Source organism: Nostoc sp. DSM 114167, from assembly GCF_052692655.1.
Map to the genome: position 1 here is coordinate 5,693,932 of NZ_CP195116.1, position 18,582 is coordinate 5,712,513.

Consider the following 18,582-nt stretch of genomic DNA (forward strand, 5'->3'; position numbering starts at 1 on the left):
TAGGATACTTCAAAAGTTTTTTGTGTTAAAGCTGTTTTACTCATCACTCATCACTCATTACTCAGCACTCTTGATTGAGGTTGGCGTTTGAGCTAATTGCAGTTGTTCTATTTTGAGTTGCTCAACTAGCCACTCAATTTCTGATTTGATGACTTCAACCGCACGCCTTCGTACTTTCCTTTGATATAAATCATCAGTAACTTCTAGTGCTTTTTTCTCTGCAAGGCGTAACTGACATGACATCAATCGATGTTCGATTAACTGGACTCGTTCTTCGGGTAATAAATAGCTAAAGAAAAAAAATTTGATTAGAAATCGCGATCGCGCATTTACCCAGCTTTCATGAGGATATGCCAACATCTCTTCATACCAAGTGTTTTTGCCGAGGGGTGTAATCTCATATACCTTTGCACAATGTCCACCTTCTTCTCCTTGTTCTGCACATAAAATCACTTCACCTTGTTCTTCCATGCGCTTCAAAAGAGGATAAATCGCGCCATAGTTGACACAAATACTGCAACTCATAAACATCTCTAGTTGCTGTTTGAGCCGATAACCGTTTAATGGTTCTCGCTGTAATAAACCTAATACTGCCAACTTCAGCATTTTGATATATCAATTTGATATGTCGATCAACAATATCAAATTGAGCTTTTTTAGCCAAGTACCCAAGGTTCAATTGTCAGGATTCTCTGTGATCCCGTAAAGGCCAAGCCGCATAAGTTACCTGTGGGCTAGTTACAAGCGAGTGAGATGCCCACCTCACAATAGGTAGTTGAGTATTTTTTTATTTGAAAGTCCCTTAGTGCTAAAAGTGAGGATTCATTTGGAGACTACAGCCGGATTTGTAGTATCTTATGCTATTTAAATAATTTTCTCTACAGTTTATCTTGACTCTAGTAACTAAGTTACTAAAGTTTAATAACTTAGTAACTTTGTTACTTGACCTAACAACTAAACTAAGTTACTTTATAGTTAGCAGTAGAAACCACGGTAACTTAATAAGGTTAAGGGTGAATTAAAAGAAACTTAGTGAGTCGAAGAGAAAGGCAAAGGCTGGAACTGCAAATTCTGAAAAAGGCAATTTGTATACAAATTACCTGGAGGAATTTCAAGGGTTCAATGTGCGTAGTACACCTTCTATGCAACTACGCGCATTGAGCGCCTAATTTTTGATATCCAGATTGCCCTGAAAATTCATCAAAGAGCTTAATTTTTCATAATCTGCAAATATCAAGACCACCTTTATTGGTATTCCCACTCCACTCAGGAGTAGGACTTTTGTGTACCTCAACTTGGTGGGAGCAAAACTGTGGAAATTCACTGTTTCTTTAGTGTGGTCGGGGGAGCGCGAACTGCTACCTAGATTCAACTTTCAAAACAGGAAAAAAACTATGAAACCCAGTCTCAAAGATAACGATAATCTGTTGTTCAGGTGGTTCTGTATAGGACTGAAATATTTTCTGCTGGGGCTGCTGGGGCTGGGAATAGCCTTTGTTGTGTCTCACACTTTTGGGGCAAATGCGATAGTTGGGATGCTTTTATCTGCAAGTCTACGGTCATGGGTTGCCAAGATAGCGATTTTTCTAGTCTGTCTATTTGCGATCGCCATGATCTTCGAGTCTTGGGGTTAAGGCTCATACTGACCATAAATAGCCTTTAGCTGAGTGAAGATCGGCCAAAGGCTTCGTAATCTTTTCACTTGGAGATTATATCATGCCTAATAACAACGGCTCTGGAGTAGAAACACTTTCGCCACTTTTAATTATTTTAGTGGCAGGGTCAATTTCTTTGGCGATCGTTAACAAAGCTAATCACCCAGCATATTTTGACATAGTTAAAATAGCTATAGCCTACAGCTTTGGCTCAATCAAGTCCCAAGGAAAAAGTAAACATTCCGATGCTCCCCACGATGAGGTAAATCGAGACGAGTTGAAATAGCAGATGTAAAGGCAGTAAAAAATACCTGTTTTTTACAGATAGTCTGCCAAAGGTGAGTTGCGGATTATAATTTACTTTTAAAATAGAAGAATGCTGTCAACTCCCACTCAACTATTGCGACTCTCTCAAGGACAACTTAACTTACTAGAAGCTTGTCCGCGTAAATTTCAACATACCTATCTCGAAAAACTTAATTCTCCCTCAAATCCAGAACAAGAAGAACGGCAAACTTTGGGTAGTCGTTTTCACTTGCTAATGCAGCAGCGAGAAATGGGTTTGCCAATTGATAGTTTCCTGGAAGCAGATGCTCAACTGCAAAGCTGGATGCTAGGTTTTGCTGATGCAGCACCAGAAATTTTAACGGCTGCATCTGATAATCAAACTTTCCGTGAAAGCGAACACTACCGGACTCTGCAAGTTCAGGATTATTTGCTCACAGTTATCTATGATTTATTGATTGCAGATAACCAACAAGCGCAAATTCTCGACTGGAAAACTTATCCTAAACCACCCAATAAACGCAAGTTAGAATCCAACTGGCAAACACGGCTTTATATGTATGTCTTGGCAGAAACTAGCGACTATTTGCCAGAAAAGATTTCTATGACTTATTGGTTTGTCCAATCTGAGGGCAAACCGCAAAATATTAAATTTAATTACAGTACTGCTCAACACGCACAAATAGGAAAGAAACTTAATCAACTATTAAGTCAGTTAACTCATTGGCTGGAAAATTACCAGAATAACCAGCAGTTTCCCCAAGTGGTGGAGGGTAGCAAAAACTGTGATTATTGTCAGTTTGCCAAACGTTGCGATCGCAAACAAGTAACTGAAGAAGCAATAAAAGACTCATTGCCAAATTTTGACAGTATTCAAGAAGTCTCACTTTGATTTGATCCGCAAGATTTTGTTGTTGCTAAAACAGATTCATTATATCTGTAGAGTCTTGTGGAAAATCAAAAAGTAATGTAAAGCCCTTTTTTTGACTCTAAAGCATTTGAAAGCATTTTTATTAAAAGAGCTAGATTCGGTAAATGCTCTTTTTTTTCATTCAATAACCAATTAAGCAATTCAAAGTTATTCTTCACTTGCTCAAGAGATTGAAAATACGATCCTATTTGGCCAGGGTTAAAATAGTTTCCAGGAATGCCGAAATTTTTACCTAATAAGGGAGACGTATCTTTATCCAGTTCATTGAGTAGCATATCATAGAGAGGCAACCAATCATAGCCAAGTCCTATATCACATTGAGGATTATAATACTTGGTAATTGCAAAATCACCATACTGGCTTATATCTTCTGTATCGAGCATTTCTTTCCATGAATAATCTAAAGGTTCGCCTTCATCAGGATTTTTAAGGTATGAAAAGTTATTTTCAATAAAAGTGATTAATTCGTTTCTTTGGTTAATAACAAGTGCATTTTCTAAAATCTCAGCTAATTCTTGAATAAACGCATCGTAATCAAAGACAAATGCTTTATGCTCCATTGACATTTTTTAAAATTCCTTGTCGCCAAAATTTAACATAGTGGTGTTAGCTCACAAAATAAATCTTTTGAAATAGTTGAGAACGCTAAAATTCCGCAATCATCTATGAAAATAAATCACAACTTCTAAATTTATGTCAACTTTTGATGAAACTGAAGCAATTTATGTACGTGAATTAGGAATTGATGACATTGCTCCCGTTTATCACTTGGGAGAAGGGTTATTTACCAGCGATTTATATCCTTATTTATACCGCACCTGGGATGAATGGGAAGTGATTGGACTTTATAACACCGATCCAGAATACTGTCTTGTGGCTGAAACAGACGGGGAACTAGCAGGATTCGTTTTGGGAACTATCATCACCAAAGCATCCTGGACTTATGGATATATTTTATGGCTGGGAGTTAGTCCGAAGTATCAGCGTCGGGGAGTTGCAGACAAGTTGGTTGATAAAGTTGTTGCCCGGATGATTGAAGATGGGGCGCGGTTTATGCTGGTAGATACTGACCCCACCAATACTTCAGCATTAAAGTTTTTTAACCGCAAAGGTTTTGGTAATATCCGCCAGCATATTTTCTTGTCGATGAATTTAAGCAAGCATGAATATTATGGCAGATTGATTGATTACGAACACCAAAAAGCTGAAAGAGCAGGTTATAGGCGATCTCGTCCAGCAATTCGTGCCCGTAAAGCTGATAGTGTAGCGAATGAAGTCGTCCTCAATCCTCTAGTAAATGAATCTTCAATAACTGAGGATCAATCCCCAATCTAATAAAACTTAGGAGTAGCCTTTTAATTTGGGTAAAATTTTTGGACAATAATTCCTCTTTTTTCCGTGTTCTCTGCGCCTCTGTAATTCAATAAATGACTTTTAAACCGTAGACGCATAGAAAACGCAGAGAGAAAAGCATGATGGCGATTGTGAATTTTGAATTTAGAGCAAAATGGTGTGACTTATGTGTATAGAATTTGGGCGGGAAATTTGCGGTAATCTTGACATTGCAGAATCGCGGGAATGGTTAGTTACTAACGGTATTGGTGGTTACGCCTCTGGGACTGTGGCTGGTTTATTGACTCGCCGCTATCACGGACTATTGGTAGCAGCATTGAAACCACCTCTGGGTCGCACTTTAATGCTGACAAAACTAGATGAAACTGTATTGTATGATAACCGCTCTTATTCTCTAGACACCAATCGTTGGGCAGATGGTATTGTCAGTCCGCACGGTTATCAGCATATTGAACGTTTTTCTCTGGAAGGTACAATTCCTGTATGGCGTTTTGCGATTGCCGATGCCTTATTAGAAAAACGGGTGTGGATGCAACAAGGCCAGAACACAACTTATGTCCAGTATACTTTGCGTCGTGCCACTCAACCTCTAAAGTTGACGCTCAAAGCAATAGTCAACTACCGCGATTATCACAGCGACACTCAAAGTAATGGTTGGCAAATGTCTGTTGAGGAGGTAGAACAGGGGATTTGTGTAACTGCTTATCCGGGTGCTGTACCACTATATCTACTGAGTGATTCACCTAAAGGCGATGCCTACAGCGGCAAGCTACGCAGTATTTCACGTGTTAGTACATCTGTTATTCATAATTGGTATCATGACTTTGACTTGGCAGTTGAACGCTATCGGGGATTGAGAGATCGAGAAGACCACCTCCACGCCGCCACTTTTGAAGTTACACTCAATCCTGGGGAAGCGATGTCTACGACGGGCTGCGCCTACGCATTTGTAGCCAGCACAGAAAAACAACCAAATCTCAATGGTGAAGCGGCACTAAAGTTACGTCGCGCTCAAGAGCAGAAGTTAACAGGATTTTGGAAAACTAATCGACCCCTCAAGACTAAGGAATCACCTGACTGGATCGACCACCTAGTATTAGCTGCTGACCAATTTATTGTCGATCGCTCATTGCCAGAAGACCCCTACGGCAAAACCATCATCGCTGGTTATCACTGGTTTAGCGACTGGGGACGCGACACCATGATTAGTCTACCTGGTTTGACAATTTCCACTGGTCGTCCAGAGGTAGCACGCTCAATTCTTCGCACCTTTGCCAGATATGTAGACCAGGGAATGCTGCCTAATCGCTTTCCTGATGCGGGCGAGCAACCAGAATATAATACAGTCGATGCCACTCTCTGGTACTTTGAAGCAGTCCGCGCTTACTACAGCGCTACGGACGATGATACTTTGCTTGGTGAACTTTTTCCCATACTTGCAGACATCATTGATTGGCACTGTCGCGGTACACGCTACAATATTCATCTCGATGCCGCCGATGGCTTACTTTATGCAGGCGTTGCAGGCGTACAACTGACCTGGATGGATGCCAAGGTTGACGATTGGGTAGTTACGCCCCGAATTGGCAAACCGATTGAAGTTAATGCCCTTTGGTATAATGCTCTACGGACAATGGCAAAGTTTGCCCGTCAGCTTGGTAAACCACACCAAGAATATGAAGCAATGGCAGAGCGGGCAAAGTATAGATTTTCTCGCTTCTGGAATGAAGAGACGAGTTATTGCTATGACGTTTTAGACAGTCCTGATGGTGATGATGGGTTGTTACGTCCTAACCAAATATTTGCTGTATCATTACCAGAAAGTGCGCTCACACCTACCCAGCAGAAGGGTGTGGTCGAAGCTTGCGGGCGATCGCTGCTGACTTCTTATGGGTTGCGATCGCTTTCCCCCGATCGTCCTCAATTTCAGGGTAAATACGGTGGCAATCAGTATCAACGTGATGGAGCTTACCATCAGGGAACCGTCTGGGGTTGGTTGTTGGGGCCATTCGTCTTAGCACACTTGCGCGTCTACAAAAATCCTGAGCAGGCTCGTCAATTTTTGGAACCAATGGCTAATCATCTCACTGCACACGGTGTTGGCAGTCTCAGCGAAATTTTTGATGGTGATGCTCCGATGACTCCACGGGGATGTATTGCCCAAGCATGGACAGTAGCAGAGGTTTTGCGTGCTTGGTTGGCGACAATGAGTTGATAGGCCGAACTGTGGTGTTTCTACAAAGTCGATTTTGTCAAGAATTTTTAAGAAATTAACATCCTTCAGAAAAGGAAAGACGTAATGCTGAAGTAATCCTCAAAAGTTTATAGACACGCCTTAGTGTCAGGAGGAAATTATGCCGTCAGGAATGATGAGCGAAGGCAAATGGACAACCAATGGGAATAAATCAGATCCCAGCGGTAAGTTCAAGGAAACGCCGACAACGTTTCGCGATCGCGTCACCGCCGATGGTTCTAGTGGGTTTAAGGCAGAAGCAGGACGCTATCACCTCTACATTTCCTTAGCCTGTCCGTGGGCGCATCGCACCTTAATTATGCGAGAAATCAAAGGTTTGAATGATGCCATTTCAGTCTCTATTGTCGATCCGATTATGAGCGACAAGGGATGGATGTTTTCTGAAGCACCGGGAGCTATTCCTGACTGGGTAAATCACACTCAATATTTGCAAGATATTTATCTGAAAGCCGATCCCAAATACACAGGACGAGTTACTGTTCCGGTATTGTGGGATAAGCAAACTCAAACAATCGTCAATAACGAATCTCGCGAAATCATGCGGATGTTTGATGTAGAGTTTGGGGAATTGGCAACACAAAAAATAGACTTATACCCACGCGATCTACAGCATCAGATTGATCAAACGATCAATGCAATTTATCTGCCAATCAATGCTGGTGTATATCGCGCTGGTTTTGCGACTTCCCAAGCAGCTTACGAAGATGCGGTAACTGAACTCTTCGAGAGTTTAGATCGATGGGAAGCCATTCTCAGCCAGCAACGGTATTTATGTGGCAATCAACTTACTGAAGCCGATATTTGTATGTTTGTAACTCTGTATCGCTTCGATTCAGTGTATTACAGTCACTTTAAATGCAATTTGCGGCGAATTATCGACTATCCAAATCTCTGGAATTATCTACTAGACCTATATCAGCGTCCTGAGTTCAAAGCGACTTGCAATTTAGACTATACCAAGCGCGGCTATTACATGAGCATGACTGATATTAATCCAAATCGAATTGTGCCGAAGGGGCCGATCGTTGATTTTGACCAACAGCACGATCGCGACCGCTTCACTAAAGCGTCTCGTAGAGAAGTTATACCAATTTGAAAAAAGAATGCGACAGATAGGCAGCCCTAAACCCTTGTCCTGTCTGAATTCTTAATTTTGAATTTTGAATTTTGAATTTTGAATTGGTATTATCGCTCCCTATTCATAGAAAATAAATTGCATAATCCAACTGGAGTAACACCATGAGCCTTGTATCAGGTATCCACCATGTTGCAGTGGTGACAGCAGATATCGACCGCTTTATCGACTTCTATACTGATGTATTCGAGATGCCAGTAATCTTTCAAGAGACGACCCCAGCCTTTCGTCACGCACTTCTGTTAGCTGGATCGCAGAGCGTACTTCACGCAGCAGAGATGCCTAATAATATTCATAGTTCTGGATTGCCAGATATGTTTAAACGAGGACACATCGACCACTTAGCTTTGAATGCCCCAACAGAATCAGCATTCCAGATTATCCGCCGCAAACTTATAGATCGAGGTGTGAGTGATGGCGCGATCGCCGACCTTGGCCCAGTACTTAACTTGTCATTTTCCGATCCTGATGGTATGCATATCGAAGTTTGTCTCATCGTCGATGCTTCACTTCAGGGTTTTCACCAACCGCGACCATATCTAGAGACTATCAACCAATAGGTTGAAGTTAGCGTTAGTCCCTTTGCTGTTTGTGGTTAATAAATAGTGCCGCTCTCGTCTGCTTATTTTCAACTTGCGATCGTCCGATCGCAAATTTTATTAGTATACCAGTTTTACTATCAATTATTAATTACAACTTCAGCCCTATCTTAGATAGAAAAAGTATAGCAAGCGAATTAAAGGTTAGGACATAATGACAAGCGTGGATGTTAGGAATAGTAATGTTTTACCTCCTGCCTTCTGCCTTCTGCCTTCTGCTATATACTCCAGATAGCAAATTAACTGGACTAAAATACAGATATGCATAGGGTGATATTATGACAATTTTAACCCAAGAAGAAATTAGATTAGCAGAAGCCCTAACTCACAAAGCTCATTGGCGCAGATGGGGACCATATTTAAGCGATCGCCAATGGGGAACGGTGCGCGAAGATTACAGTCACAACGGTACAGCCTGGGACTATTTTACCCACGATCAGGCTCGTTCTCGCGCCTACCGTTGGGGTGAAGATGGCATTGCTGGCATTTCTGATAATCATCAACGACTTTGTTTTGCGATCGCACTTTGGAATGGCGAAGATTCTATTCTCAAAGAAAGATTTTTTGGTCTAACTGGTAGCGAAGGAAATCATGGGGAAGATGTTAAAGAATATTATTTTTATCTAGACAATACTCCTACCCATTCTTATATGAAAGCGCTTTACAAATATCCCCATAAAGCCTTTCCTTACTCCCAATTGGTTGCAGAAAATCAACGCAGAAATCGCCAAGAGCCAGAATTTGAATTACTAGATACAGGTATATTTGATGAAAATCGTTACTTTGATGTCTTTATCGAATATGCCAAAAATGATGCTGAAGATATTCTCATCCAAATCAAAGTAATCAACCGAGGCTCGGAAGCAAAAACCCTACACCTATTACCTACTCTCTGGTTTCGTAATACTTGGTGTTGGAATGGGGATATCAGTAAACCTACTTTAAAAGAGGTCGAATCTGGTAATGGCTTTAATCTAATTGAGGCGTTTCATCCAACTTTAGGTGAAAGGTGGCTGTATTGTCAAGAAGCAAACGAAATTCTCTTTACAGAAAACGAAACAAATTATCAGCGATTGTTTGGCTATTCTAATTCGTCTGCTTATGTCAAAGATGGCATTAATGACTATATCGTTCAGGGTAAAAAAGAGGCAATAAACCCAAATAAAGTTGGCACTAAAGCATCTGCCGATTATTTGTTGACAGTTGGTGCAGATGAAACTAAAATCGTTAAATTGCGATTGAGTGACGTACCTAATTTAGTTGAGCCATTTGGCAAAGAATTCGATATCATCTTTTGGGAACGACAACAGGAAGCAAATAAATTTTATCAGCGCGTTACACCATTTCCTCTCAATAAAGATATGCGAAATGTGCAACGACAAGCATTTGCTGGAATGCTGTGGAGTAAACAATATTATCACTATGTTATAGAGGATTGGTTGAAAGGCGATCGCAATACACCAGCACCACCTCCAGAACGCCAACAAGGGAGAAATCGGGAATGGTTTCATCTTTACAATAAAGATATTCTTTCTATGCCCGATAAGTGGGAATATCCTTGGTTTGCAGCTTGGGATTTGGCATTTCATACTATTCCTTTGGCAATGATCAATCCTGATTTTGCTAAGTATCAATTGGATGTTTTAACACGGGAATGGTATATGCATCCCAATGGGCAAATTCCTGCTTATGAATGGGCTTTTGGTGATGTTAATCCGCCTGTTCATGCCTGGGCAACTTGGCGCATTTACAAGATTGAGCAGAAGATTTACGGACGAACAGATAGACAGTTTTTAGAACGGGTATTTCAGAAACTAATGCTGAATTTTACCTGGTGGGTAAATCGCAAAGATACACAGGGTAATAACGTCTTTCAAGGGGGATTTCTCGGTTTAGATAATATTGGCGTATTTGACCGTAGCGCAGCTTTACCTACTGGCGGACATATTGACCAATCTGATGGTACGAGTTGGATGGGAATGTATTGTTTAAATATGTTAGCGATCGCTTTAGAATTAGCCAAGACTAATCCTGTTTACGAAGACATTGCTACCAAGTTCTTTGAGCATTTTCTTTACATTGCCGATGCGATGAATAACATCGGCGAAATAGAAGCCAGTTTGTGGAATGATTCCGATGGATTTTACTACGATGTCCTGCATTCACCCGAACAACAAATTACCTTAAAAGTTAGGTCAATGGTAGGTTTAATTCCTCTATTTGCCATTGAAACTATAGAACCAGAAACTTTAAAATTGCTTCCTGGTTTTAAAAAGCGATTGGAATGGTTCATCCAAAACCGTCCTGATTTGCGGCAAAATGTGGCTTGTATGGAAACAAAAGGAGTGGGTGCGAGGAGATTACTGGCGATCGTTTCCAGAGATAAGCTCAGAAGTATTCTGCAAAAAATGCTGGATGAAAGCGAGTTTTTTGGCTCTTATGGCATTCGAGCGCTTTCTCGATTTCATGCCGAAAATCCTTATATTTTTGATGTCAATGGTTCGCAATTTCGAGTTGATTATGAACCGGCTGAATCTACTAGTGGTTTATTTGGTGGTAACTCTAACTGGCGCGGCCCCGTTTGGTTTCCGGTGAATTTCATCCTAATTGAATCTCTGCAAAAGTTTCATTATTATCTAGGAGACGATTTCAAAGTGGAATGTCCGACAGGTTCAGGTCAAATGATGACACTTTGGGAAATTGGATCAGAATTATCTCAACGATTAACCAAAATTTTCTTGCGAAATGCCTCTGGTAAACGTCCTGTTTATGGTGGAATGCAAAAGTTTCAAAACGATCCCCACTGGCAAAATCTGATTTTATTCTATGAGTATTTTCATGGTGATAATGGAGCCGGAATCGGTGCTAGTCATCAAACTGGCTGGACAGGCTTAGTTGCGAAATTAATCCAGCAATTTGGTGAATATGAAGCACAGCATCAAGAACCAGAAATAGAGAAGGATAAAGATGCGATCGCTTTAACATAATAACATCCAAAAAGGTTTGTTGTTACCATCTTGCCGAGACTCCTCACCAGATTTAGCAATTCTGGATTGGATGCTTTCAGGGTTGACGGGTTGGGAAATTTATCGGCGTTTGCGAACAACAGGTAGTACAGTACCAGTGATTTTGTTGACAGCAAAAGATGAAGTAAGCGATGCCTACGGCAAGCCGATGAAGCGTCTACGCGTCGCCGGATTAGATGCAAGAGCCGATGATTATGTAGTTAAGCCCTTTAGCATTGAGGAACTATTAGCTAGAATTCGCGCTCATCTGCGGCGCACGCAAGAAACAGACGAGGATTTGTTGCAATTTGAAGATTTAAGCTTAAATAAGCGCACTCGTGAAGGATTTCGGGAAAAACGAAGCATTCAGTTAACAGCAAAAGAATTTGATTTATTAGAATATCTCCTTTCACATCTTTGTCAAGTATTTACTAGAGAGCAAATTTTAGAGAAAGTTTGGGGTTACGATTTCATGGCTGATTCTAATATTATTGAAGTATATATTCGTTATTTGCAACTCAAGTTAGAAGAAAATAATGAAAGACGTTTGATTCATACAGTCCGTGGTGTAGGCTATGCACTACGGGAGTAATCGTAATCACTTGGTGATTTCAAGAAAAGCAACATATTCAAAATAAAAGAGAATTATGAAGAAAAAATGGGCTGTTAAACGACTGACAGTAAATCTCACAACCGAGGAAATGAAGAAACTTGAACAATACTGTACTCTCACAGGAAGACCAGCAACAGATGTAATTCGAGAGTTGCTCCGAAGTCTTGAGGTTGACAATGCTGAAAACTCTGAGATGGGAACAGCAGACTCAAAAATCACTGTTGGCAGTTCGTCAAAATCACACTAACTATCGACTCGAACATAGCGTTTCCTAATCAGAATCAGCTACAGCTTAACCTCACCCCCAACCTCTTGATAAAAAGAGGGGTTGGGGGTGAGGTTTTGATATGTACTTTATGCACCTGTGAACTTCTATATCCCGCCAAATTAAGGCTTTTACGCCTTTTATCTTTCCTATGTTTTAACAAGCATCGATTATGGGCATCATAATCCCAGTCCGAATACATCAGCTAGCAGCCAGAAAACTATTTGGCAGCAAGTTTTGCATTTATACATATAGTATCAACCGATGGTATCTAGTTTTAGACCTTATCTCTTTGTTTCTCGATATAGTTTGTACGCTGTATTTCTTTTGGGATGCCTACAGATTCAATTGGGAGTAATCTGTAGCTTAGGTATTTGGATATTATCAGAAGCTAAATTACAAGCAGCCCAAGCACATCAGACCTGGAAATCACCTTTAGGATTGACTGAGCAAGTCACCACAGCAAATCCTGAGTCAGCACAATACTCAAAACCACTCCCCTATCGATTAAAACCAACACCTATTTTGCTCGCAGCACCGGAAAACTTCAATCCTGATTTGCGATTACCCCCATCGCGACCCGAACCACCGCTACCCGAACCACCACAGCAGAATTCTAGTCCGCCACCGCTACCCGAACCACCGCAGCAGAATTCTAGTCCGCCGACAGCTTCCACCAAACCAAAAACGCCGGATGCAGTTTTGGAAAGTATTGATACGGACTATTACTATGAGACAGACAACTTTGGTCAAACTAATTTTTTCCTAGAACCAACAGTTCAGTTTCGATTGAGAAATGGCAATAAAATATTTTTCAAGACAGGTTTTAACTTCTTTGAGCAACGCGGTATTGAATCAATTACCAATTTTCCCTTGCAAGTTGGATGGCAAGGAAAAATTGGACAAGTGACTCTACAAACAGCAGCTGGAGTCGATGTGTTCAATCGTTTACCCACAGCTATCAATCTCAATGTTAAAGTGGATGCTCCCATTTCGCCGCCGCGAGTTTCGTCATCAGGTCGATTGCTATCGGCAGTAATAATATCAGGTAATTTAGAACAAGGGCCTTATAAATCTAATGCTCGAACTTTAGAAAATCAAATTACTGCTTGGCGATTTGGGCCTGATTTATACTGGCAGATTGACCGTAATACCAGCTTATTTTCGTCATTGCGTTTGGGTAGTTACAACGATGGTAATTCCGATGTGCAGTCCTTTAGTAGGTTAGAGCGCAAGTTCGGACAATTTTCTTTGGCAGCTAACTTATTCACTTGGAGTTACGATCGCGATTTAGAACGCACTAGCGGTTATTTTTCTCCACCAGATTTTCTAGTTTACAACGGTGAGGTAGCTTGGGAGGGAGATATTGCAAAATTCTTACGCTGTCGCCTCGCTGCCAACTTAGGACGGCAGCGACTTAAAGGAGAATTTGACAACGCCAATACCTATCAAACGCGCTGTACGGTAAAACTGTCGCCCAGTATAGAAGCAGACTTGGGCTATAGCTTTAGTAATGTCCGCAATCAAGAAACCGGTGGAAGCGCCTACGGTGGTAATTCCTTCACAGGACAGTTGCGGGTCAAGTTTTAACAAAAAAGAATTCAGGAGTCAGAATTCAGGAGTCAGAATTCAGAATGAATATAGAATCAAGCTCTATATATTTTTGATTTTTTGATTTGTTGAAAGTTACAAACTTTGAATATTAAAGTATTTTTAATTTTAACTTCTAATTTCTAACTTCTAACTACTTGATTATAAATTCACCATTCTGAATTCTGTTTTTTAAATCCAAAATGGTATAAGGCTGGAGAATGAAAGCACCATTACCTGATAACGAAACACAGAGAATCGAATCTCTTTTGCAGTATAAAATACTCGACACTCCTTCGGAAGCAGCCTTTGACGACCTCACCCGTTTAGCCTCATATATTTGTGGAACTCCCATTGCCTTAATCAGCTTAATTGATACTAATCGTCAGTGGTTCAAGTCAAAAGTTGGTTTGGATGCGCTACAAACACCCCGTGATTTGGCATTCTGCGCCCATGCTATTTTGCAACCTGAAGTTTTTGTTGTATCTGATGCAACAGTTGACGAAAGGTTTGCGACAAACCCCCTAGTCACCTCAGATCCGAATATTCGGTTTTATGCTGGAGTACCGCTAACTAACCCTGAAGGATATGCACTAGGAACACTTTGTGTAATCGATCGTGTACCAAGAAACCTCTCTCTAGAACAAGTTGAAGCATTACGAATTATTGGTCGCCAGGTAATTAAGCAACTAGAAATGCGCCGCAATTTAGCAAATTTGGTATTGGCAAGTGATACACGCAAACAGTCCCAGAAGACACGCAAACAATTTTTTCAAAGGATAGCTGGAGGGTTTGGGTTAGCATCGGCAGTTTTAGTTTTGATTGGCGTGATTTCTTATCAAAACACATGTATATTGATTGATACGAATAAGCAAGTACTAATAACCCAAGAGAAAATCAATCAACTAGAAGAATTACTGTCTGAGATGAAAGATGCTGAGACTGGACAACGTGGTTACATCCTCACTGGACAAGAAAGTTATCTAGAACCTTATCAAGCAGTAGTTGGAAACATCGATCGCAAAATTGTAAAACTGAAAAATTTAATCGCAGATCAACCTAACCAACAAAAGCAGTTCGCAACCCTTGAATCTCTGATAGCTGCAAAACTTGCCATACTCAAGCAGACTATATACCTACGTCAAAATCAGGGATTTGAGGCGGCGTTGCAGGTAATCCAGACAAATCAAGGAAAACATCTCATGGATGATATCCGCAAGATCGTTCATGAGATAGAAAATCAGGATAGAGGGTTGCTTCAACAGCAGTCACAAGCTGCAAAAGCCAGTGCTAACAACACGGTTTTGACACTGGCGATCGCGATTTGTCTAAGTTTTTTGATTCTGGCTATAGTCTACTACTTTATTTACCGTGAAGGAAAAGAGCGGAAATTAACAGAGGAAACACTCAATCAAGAACGCAACTTTATCTCAACAGTCCTGAATACAACCAGCGCTTTGGTAATAGTTCTTGACACGGAAGGGCAAATCGTTCGCTTCAATCAAGCTTGCGAACAAATTACTGGTTACTCATTTGATGAGGTGAAAGGAAGGCATTTCTGGAACCTATTTCTACTTCCTGAACAGGTAGAGCCGGTTAAAGCAATTTTTGAGCAGTTGCGATCTGGTGAAGCGCCCAAAGAATACGAAAACTATTGGGTAACTAAGGATGGCAGCCGGCGACTTATTTCTTGGACTAACACTACCTTGAAAGACTATGAGGGGCAGGTTGAATACATTGTTGCTACAGGTATTGACATCAGCGATGTCTTTGAGGAACTTCGCTTACGCCAACGAACTGAACAGCATCTCAAAGCAGAGTATGTTACAACCCGGATCTTAGCAGAGTCAACCACAATCAACGAAGCCATGCCCCAAATCTTGCAAGGAATTTGCGAAAGTTTGGGATGGGATTTTAGTGAATTTTGGATGGTAGATGGGCGAGCAAATCTACTGTCTTTGCTAAATTCATGGTATAAAATCTCCTTTGAGATGCAAGAGTTTGACATCCTCAGTCGGCAGATTACATTTGCACCAGGAATTGGGCTGCCTGGGCGTGTCTGGGCTAGTCTTGAACCTGTTTGGATTGCTGATGTCGTTAAAGATCGGAGTTTTATCCGCTCTCAAATCGCTGCCGAAGCACAACTGCACGGAGCTTTTGGTTTTCCGATCTGTAGTGGTAAAAAAATCATCGGTGTGATTACCTGCTTTAGCCATAAAATCCAGCAAGCTGACCCAGATTTGGCAAAAGTCATGAATTTGATTGGCGAGCAAGTAGGGCAGTTTATTGAGCGCAAGCAGGCAGAAGAACAACTCCAACGCCAAAACTTGCGATCGCAACTATTTACTGAAATCACCCTCAAAATTCGTCAGTCTTTGCAAATCAAAGAAATTCTCCAAATCACTGTCACCGAGGTGCAAAAAATTCTCCATAGCGATCGAGTTTTGATTTATCAGCCTTTGGCTGATGGCTCTGGAGCTACCGTGGTTGAGGCAGTAATTTCTGGCTGGCTAGCAATTAAAGAGAAAGAGCTAGTCAATGCTTACTTTCAAGCCGAATACATCCAACAATACTATCTACAACAGTACCGTCAAAAACCGAATCTGGGGCTTGCTGACTTGGATATAGCTGAAGTCCAAAAAAACCATCTCGAATTACTGCAACAATTTGGAGTCCAGTGTAATTTAGTCATACCCATTCTTGTCAAAGAAGAACTCTGCGGTTTGCTGATTGTCCATCAGTGCGGCAGTTCCCGCCAATGGTCTAGCTTTGAAACTCATCTTTTACGGCAAATAGCCGATCAAGTAGGTATTGCCTTAGCCCAAGCCCAAATGTTAGATGCAGAAACTCAACAACGACGAGAACTCGAAATTGCTCGTCACCAAGCTGAATTAGCTTCTCAAACCAAAAGTGCCTTTTTGGCCAACATGAGCCATGAAATTCGGACTCCGATGAATGCTGTGCTAGGAATGACAAGCTTAATGTTAGATACTCCCCTAAATTCCGAGCAGCGGGATTTTATGGAAACAATTCGCATTAGTGGCGATGCTCTTTTAAGCCTGATCAACGAAATTTTGGATCTGTCCAAACTAGAGGCTGGGGAAATGGCACTAGAAACTCTAGATTTTGACTTATCTACCTGTGTAGAAGAAGTATTGGAGTTATTGGCTCCCTCAGCCCATCATAAGGGATTAGAAATTGCAGGATTAATTTACAGCAACGTCCCCACCCACCTCCAAGGCGATGCCGGCCGCTTGCGACAAATTCTTATGAACCTGATTAGCAATGCAATCAAGTTCACCAGCAAAGGTGAGGTCGTATTACGAGCAGAATTGCGATCGCTTTCCTTGACTACAGCCACCATCTATTTTGCGATCGTAGATACCGGTCTTGGCATTACCCCTGAAGATCAATCCAAACTCTTTAAGCCATTTACCCAAGTAGATGCTTCCACTACCCGGAAATATGGCGGCACAGGTTTGGGATTAGCCATCTGCAAGCAACTGGTAAGCTTGATGGGAGGAGAAATGGGTGTAGAAAGTCGCTTGGGGAAAGGATCTAAGTTTTGGTTTGAAGTAACTCTTGCCATGCAACTTGACTCTATTTCTTTAGAAGGCGAACGCGAACTTTTGCTCAATCGCCGCTTGTTAGTGGTGGATGATAATGCTACTAATCGCAAAATCATCTACCATCAAGCTACTCGTTGGGGAATGCTGGTGGATCAAGCGGCTTCGGCTACTACTGCCCTCAAAGCTATTCAGGAAGCTGCCAAGCAAAAAAATTTATATGACATAGCTGTGATTGATATGCAGATGCCAAAAATAGATGGCATGACTTTAGGAGAACAAATTAAAGCAAATTCAGCGATCGCTGGGCTACCTTTAATTATGCTTACCTCTACTAATCAACGCGATGAAATCCAACGAGCGCTAAAAATAGGATTTGCGGCTTATTTAGTCAAACCTATTAAGCCGTCCCGACTCCTCGATACGATCGTGACTATTTTAGGAACGCAGCCAGAAGAAGAGTCAGAAGTCAGAATTCAGGACTTAAAACTGAAAAATTCTGAAAAAAACCGCAACTATTATTGTGACTCCTCTAAACTTAGAATTCTCTTGGCTGAAGATAATTTGGTGAATCAGAAAGTTGCCCTGAAGCAACTCCAAAGTCTGGGTTATAGCGCTGATGTTGCTGGTAATGGGAAAGAAGTTTTGCAGCTATTAGAAAAAATTCCCTACGATTTAATTCTGATGGATTGCCAAATGCCAGTTCTTGATGGTTTAGAAACCACAAAAGAAATTCATCGTTGGCAAGAAAGTGACTTTGCTAGTGGTTATCGTCCGGTGGTAATTGCAATGACAGCTAATGCCATGAAAGAAGACCAACAAATGTGTCTAGATGCCGGAATGGATGACTATTTGAGCAAGCCAGTAATAAAAGAAAAATTGGCGTTGACATTAGAGCGTTGGGGAAATGCGATCTTCGAGGCAAAAGAAACAACTGCCACAGAGCAAACAGTTTATACAACAAATGTCGGTGCAGTTAACCTCCCAATTGATTGGGAACGCTTACACCAATTATCGGAAAACAACCCAGAATTTGAATTGGAACTACTGCAAATATTTGTTGAGGATATTCAATCTCGTCTAGAGTTAATTAAAATAGCGATCGCAGCTCATGACTTTGAGCAAATAATACTCCAAGGTCATCAAATTAAAGGTTCTAGTGCCAATATGGGAATTACAACCATGCATCTGGCAGCCGAAAAACTAGAACAACTAGCTTATAAGCAAGAGCGTCGAGGTTCTAGTAACTTAATCGTAGAGTTAGATGACTTTATTAAACGCATCCAAGATTTTTTGAATTGTCAAGATAGTAACGCCACAACCTGAAATAA

13 protein-coding genes and 1 pseudogene are annotated in these 18,582 nt (G+C 41.1%); 12 read left to right on the plus strand and 2 right to left on the minus strand.

What is annotated here, in order from left to right:
* Positions 1-57: 57 nt before the first annotated feature.
* Complete coding sequence (locus NSTC731_RS24250; RefSeq protein ID WP_445627156.1) at positions 58-606, minus strand: PadR family transcriptional regulator; 549 nt, start codon at positions 604-606, stop codon at positions 58-60.
* A gap of 788 nt (positions 607-1,394) precedes the next feature.
* On the opposite strand from NSTC731_RS24250, the gene NSTC731_RS24255 reads away from it, so the two are divergent.
* The 3 genes from NSTC731_RS24255 to NSTC731_RS24265 all read left to right on the plus strand — a co-directional run bounded on the left by NSTC731_RS24255 (position 1,395) and on the right by NSTC731_RS24265 (position 2,832).
* On the plus strand, positions 1,395-1,634 hold the full coding sequence (locus tag NSTC731_RS24255; protein WP_322693998.1) for a hypothetical protein: 240 nt from the start codon (positions 1,395-1,397) through the stop codon (positions 1,632-1,634).
* Between the two features lie 82 nt (positions 1,635-1,716).
* A complete protein-coding gene (locus NSTC731_RS24260; RefSeq protein ID WP_445627157.1) occupies positions 1,717-1,941 on the plus strand; it encodes a hypothetical protein in 225 nt (74 codons plus the stop codon).
* Between the two features lie 90 nt (positions 1,942-2,031).
* On the plus strand, positions 2,032-2,832 hold the full coding sequence (locus NSTC731_RS24265; protein ID WP_445627158.1) for a PD-(D/E)XK nuclease family protein: 801 nt from the start codon (positions 2,032-2,034) through the stop codon (positions 2,830-2,832).
* A gap of 65 nt (positions 2,833-2,897) precedes the next feature.
* On the opposite strand, the gene NSTC731_RS24270 is transcribed toward NSTC731_RS24265, so the two are convergent.
* Positions 2,898-3,431, minus strand: coding sequence for a hypothetical protein (locus NSTC731_RS24270; RefSeq protein ID WP_445627159.1), 534 nt, complete (start codon positions 3,429-3,431; stop codon positions 2,898-2,900).
* A gap of 133 nt (positions 3,432-3,564) precedes the next feature.
* Between NSTC731_RS24270 and NSTC731_RS24275 the strand changes: the two genes are divergently transcribed.
* The 9 genes and pseudogenes from NSTC731_RS24275 (at position 3,565) to NSTC731_RS24315 (ending at position 18,577) form a co-directional block, all read left to right on the plus strand.
* Positions 3,565-4,206 (plus strand): GNAT family N-acetyltransferase, encoded by a 642-nt coding sequence (locus tag NSTC731_RS24275; RefSeq protein ID WP_445627160.1) that lies wholly within the window; start codon positions 3,565-3,567, stop codon positions 4,204-4,206.
* A 184-nt stretch (positions 4,207-4,390) separates the two neighbouring features.
* Complete coding sequence (locus NSTC731_RS24280; protein WP_445627161.1) at positions 4,391-6,439, plus strand: amylo-alpha-1,6-glucosidase; 2,049 nt, start codon at positions 4,391-4,393, stop codon at positions 6,437-6,439.
* Positions 6,440-6,578: 139 nt separating this feature from the next.
* Positions 6,579-7,574, plus strand: a complete 996-nt coding sequence (locus tag NSTC731_RS24285; RefSeq protein ID WP_445627162.1) for a glutathione S-transferase family protein — start codon at positions 6,579-6,581, stop codon at positions 7,572-7,574.
* Positions 7,575-7,717: 143 nt separating this feature from the next.
* Positions 7,718-8,173: a VOC family protein gene (locus NSTC731_RS24290; protein WP_445627163.1), complete on the plus strand. Its 456-nt coding sequence runs from the start codon at positions 7,718-7,720 to the stop codon at positions 8,171-8,173.
* Between the two features lie 317 nt (positions 8,174-8,490).
* Entirely contained in the window at positions 8,491-11,199 is a 2,709-nt protein-coding gene (locus tag NSTC731_RS24295) for an MGH1-like glycoside hydrolase domain-containing protein (protein ID WP_445627164.1), read from the plus strand.
* Between the two features lie 22 nt (positions 11,200-11,221).
* Positions 11,222-11,809 (plus strand): annotated as a pseudogene (locus NSTC731_RS24300) (response regulator transcription factor); the annotation flags it as partial.
* Between the two features lie 55 nt (positions 11,810-11,864).
* Complete coding sequence (locus tag NSTC731_RS24305; protein WP_094351406.1) at positions 11,865-12,077, plus strand: CopG family transcriptional regulator; 213 nt, start codon at positions 11,865-11,867, stop codon at positions 12,075-12,077.
* A gap of 282 nt (positions 12,078-12,359) precedes the next feature.
* Entirely contained in the window at positions 12,360-13,685 is a 1,326-nt protein-coding gene (locus NSTC731_RS24310) for a hypothetical protein (RefSeq protein WP_445627165.1), read from the plus strand.
* Positions 13,686-13,906: 221 nt separating this feature from the next.
* Positions 13,907-18,577 carry a response regulator gene (locus tag NSTC731_RS24315; RefSeq protein ID WP_445627166.1) on the plus strand — a complete coding sequence of 1,557 codons (4,671 nt, stop codon included), beginning with the start codon at positions 13,907-13,909 and terminating at the stop codon, positions 18,575-18,577.
* Positions 18,578-18,582: the final 5 nt, after the last annotated feature.

What these genes read in the sequence shown, in the direction of transcription:
- NSTC731_RS24275 (WP_445627160.1), top strand. Translation starts at nt 3,565, where the DNA reads ATGTCAACTTTTGATGAAACTGAAGCAATTTATGTACGTGAATTAGGA.
- NSTC731_RS24305 (WP_094351406.1), top strand. Translation starts at nt 11,865, where the DNA reads ATGAAGAAAAAATGGGCTGTTAAACGACTGACAGTAAATCTCACAACC.
- NSTC731_RS24255 (WP_322693998.1), top strand. Translation starts at nt 1,395, where the DNA reads ATGAAACCCAGTCTCAAAGATAACGATAATCTGTTGTTCAGGTGGTTC.
- NSTC731_RS24250 (WP_445627156.1), bottom strand. Translation starts at nt 606, where the DNA reads ATGCTGAAGTTGGCAGTATTAGGTTTATTACAGCGAGAACCATTAAAC.
- NSTC731_RS24310 (WP_445627165.1), top strand. Translation starts at nt 12,360, where the DNA reads ATGGTATCTAGTTTTAGACCTTATCTCTTTGTTTCTCGATATAGTTTG.
- NSTC731_RS24270 (WP_445627159.1), bottom strand. Translation starts at nt 3,431, where the DNA reads ATGGAGCATAAAGCATTTGTCTTTGATTACGATGCGTTTATTCAAGAA.
- NSTC731_RS24265 (WP_445627158.1), top strand. Translation starts at nt 2,032, where the DNA reads ATGCTGTCAACTCCCACTCAACTATTGCGACTCTCTCAAGGACAACTT.
- NSTC731_RS24285 (WP_445627162.1), top strand. Translation starts at nt 6,579, where the DNA reads ATGCCGTCAGGAATGATGAGCGAAGGCAAATGGACAACCAATGGGAAT.
- NSTC731_RS24290 (WP_445627163.1), top strand. Translation starts at nt 7,718, where the DNA reads ATGAGCCTTGTATCAGGTATCCACCATGTTGCAGTGGTGACAGCAGAT.
- NSTC731_RS24315 (WP_445627166.1), top strand. Translation starts at nt 13,907, where the DNA reads ATGAAAGCACCATTACCTGATAACGAAACACAGAGAATCGAATCTCTT.
- NSTC731_RS24260 (WP_445627157.1), top strand. Translation starts at nt 1,717, where the DNA reads ATGCCTAATAACAACGGCTCTGGAGTAGAAACACTTTCGCCACTTTTA.
- NSTC731_RS24295 (WP_445627164.1), top strand. Translation starts at nt 8,491, where the DNA reads ATGACAATTTTAACCCAAGAAGAAATTAGATTAGCAGAAGCCCTAACT.
- NSTC731_RS24280 (WP_445627161.1), top strand. Translation starts at nt 4,391, where the DNA reads ATGTGTATAGAATTTGGGCGGGAAATTTGCGGTAATCTTGACATTGCA.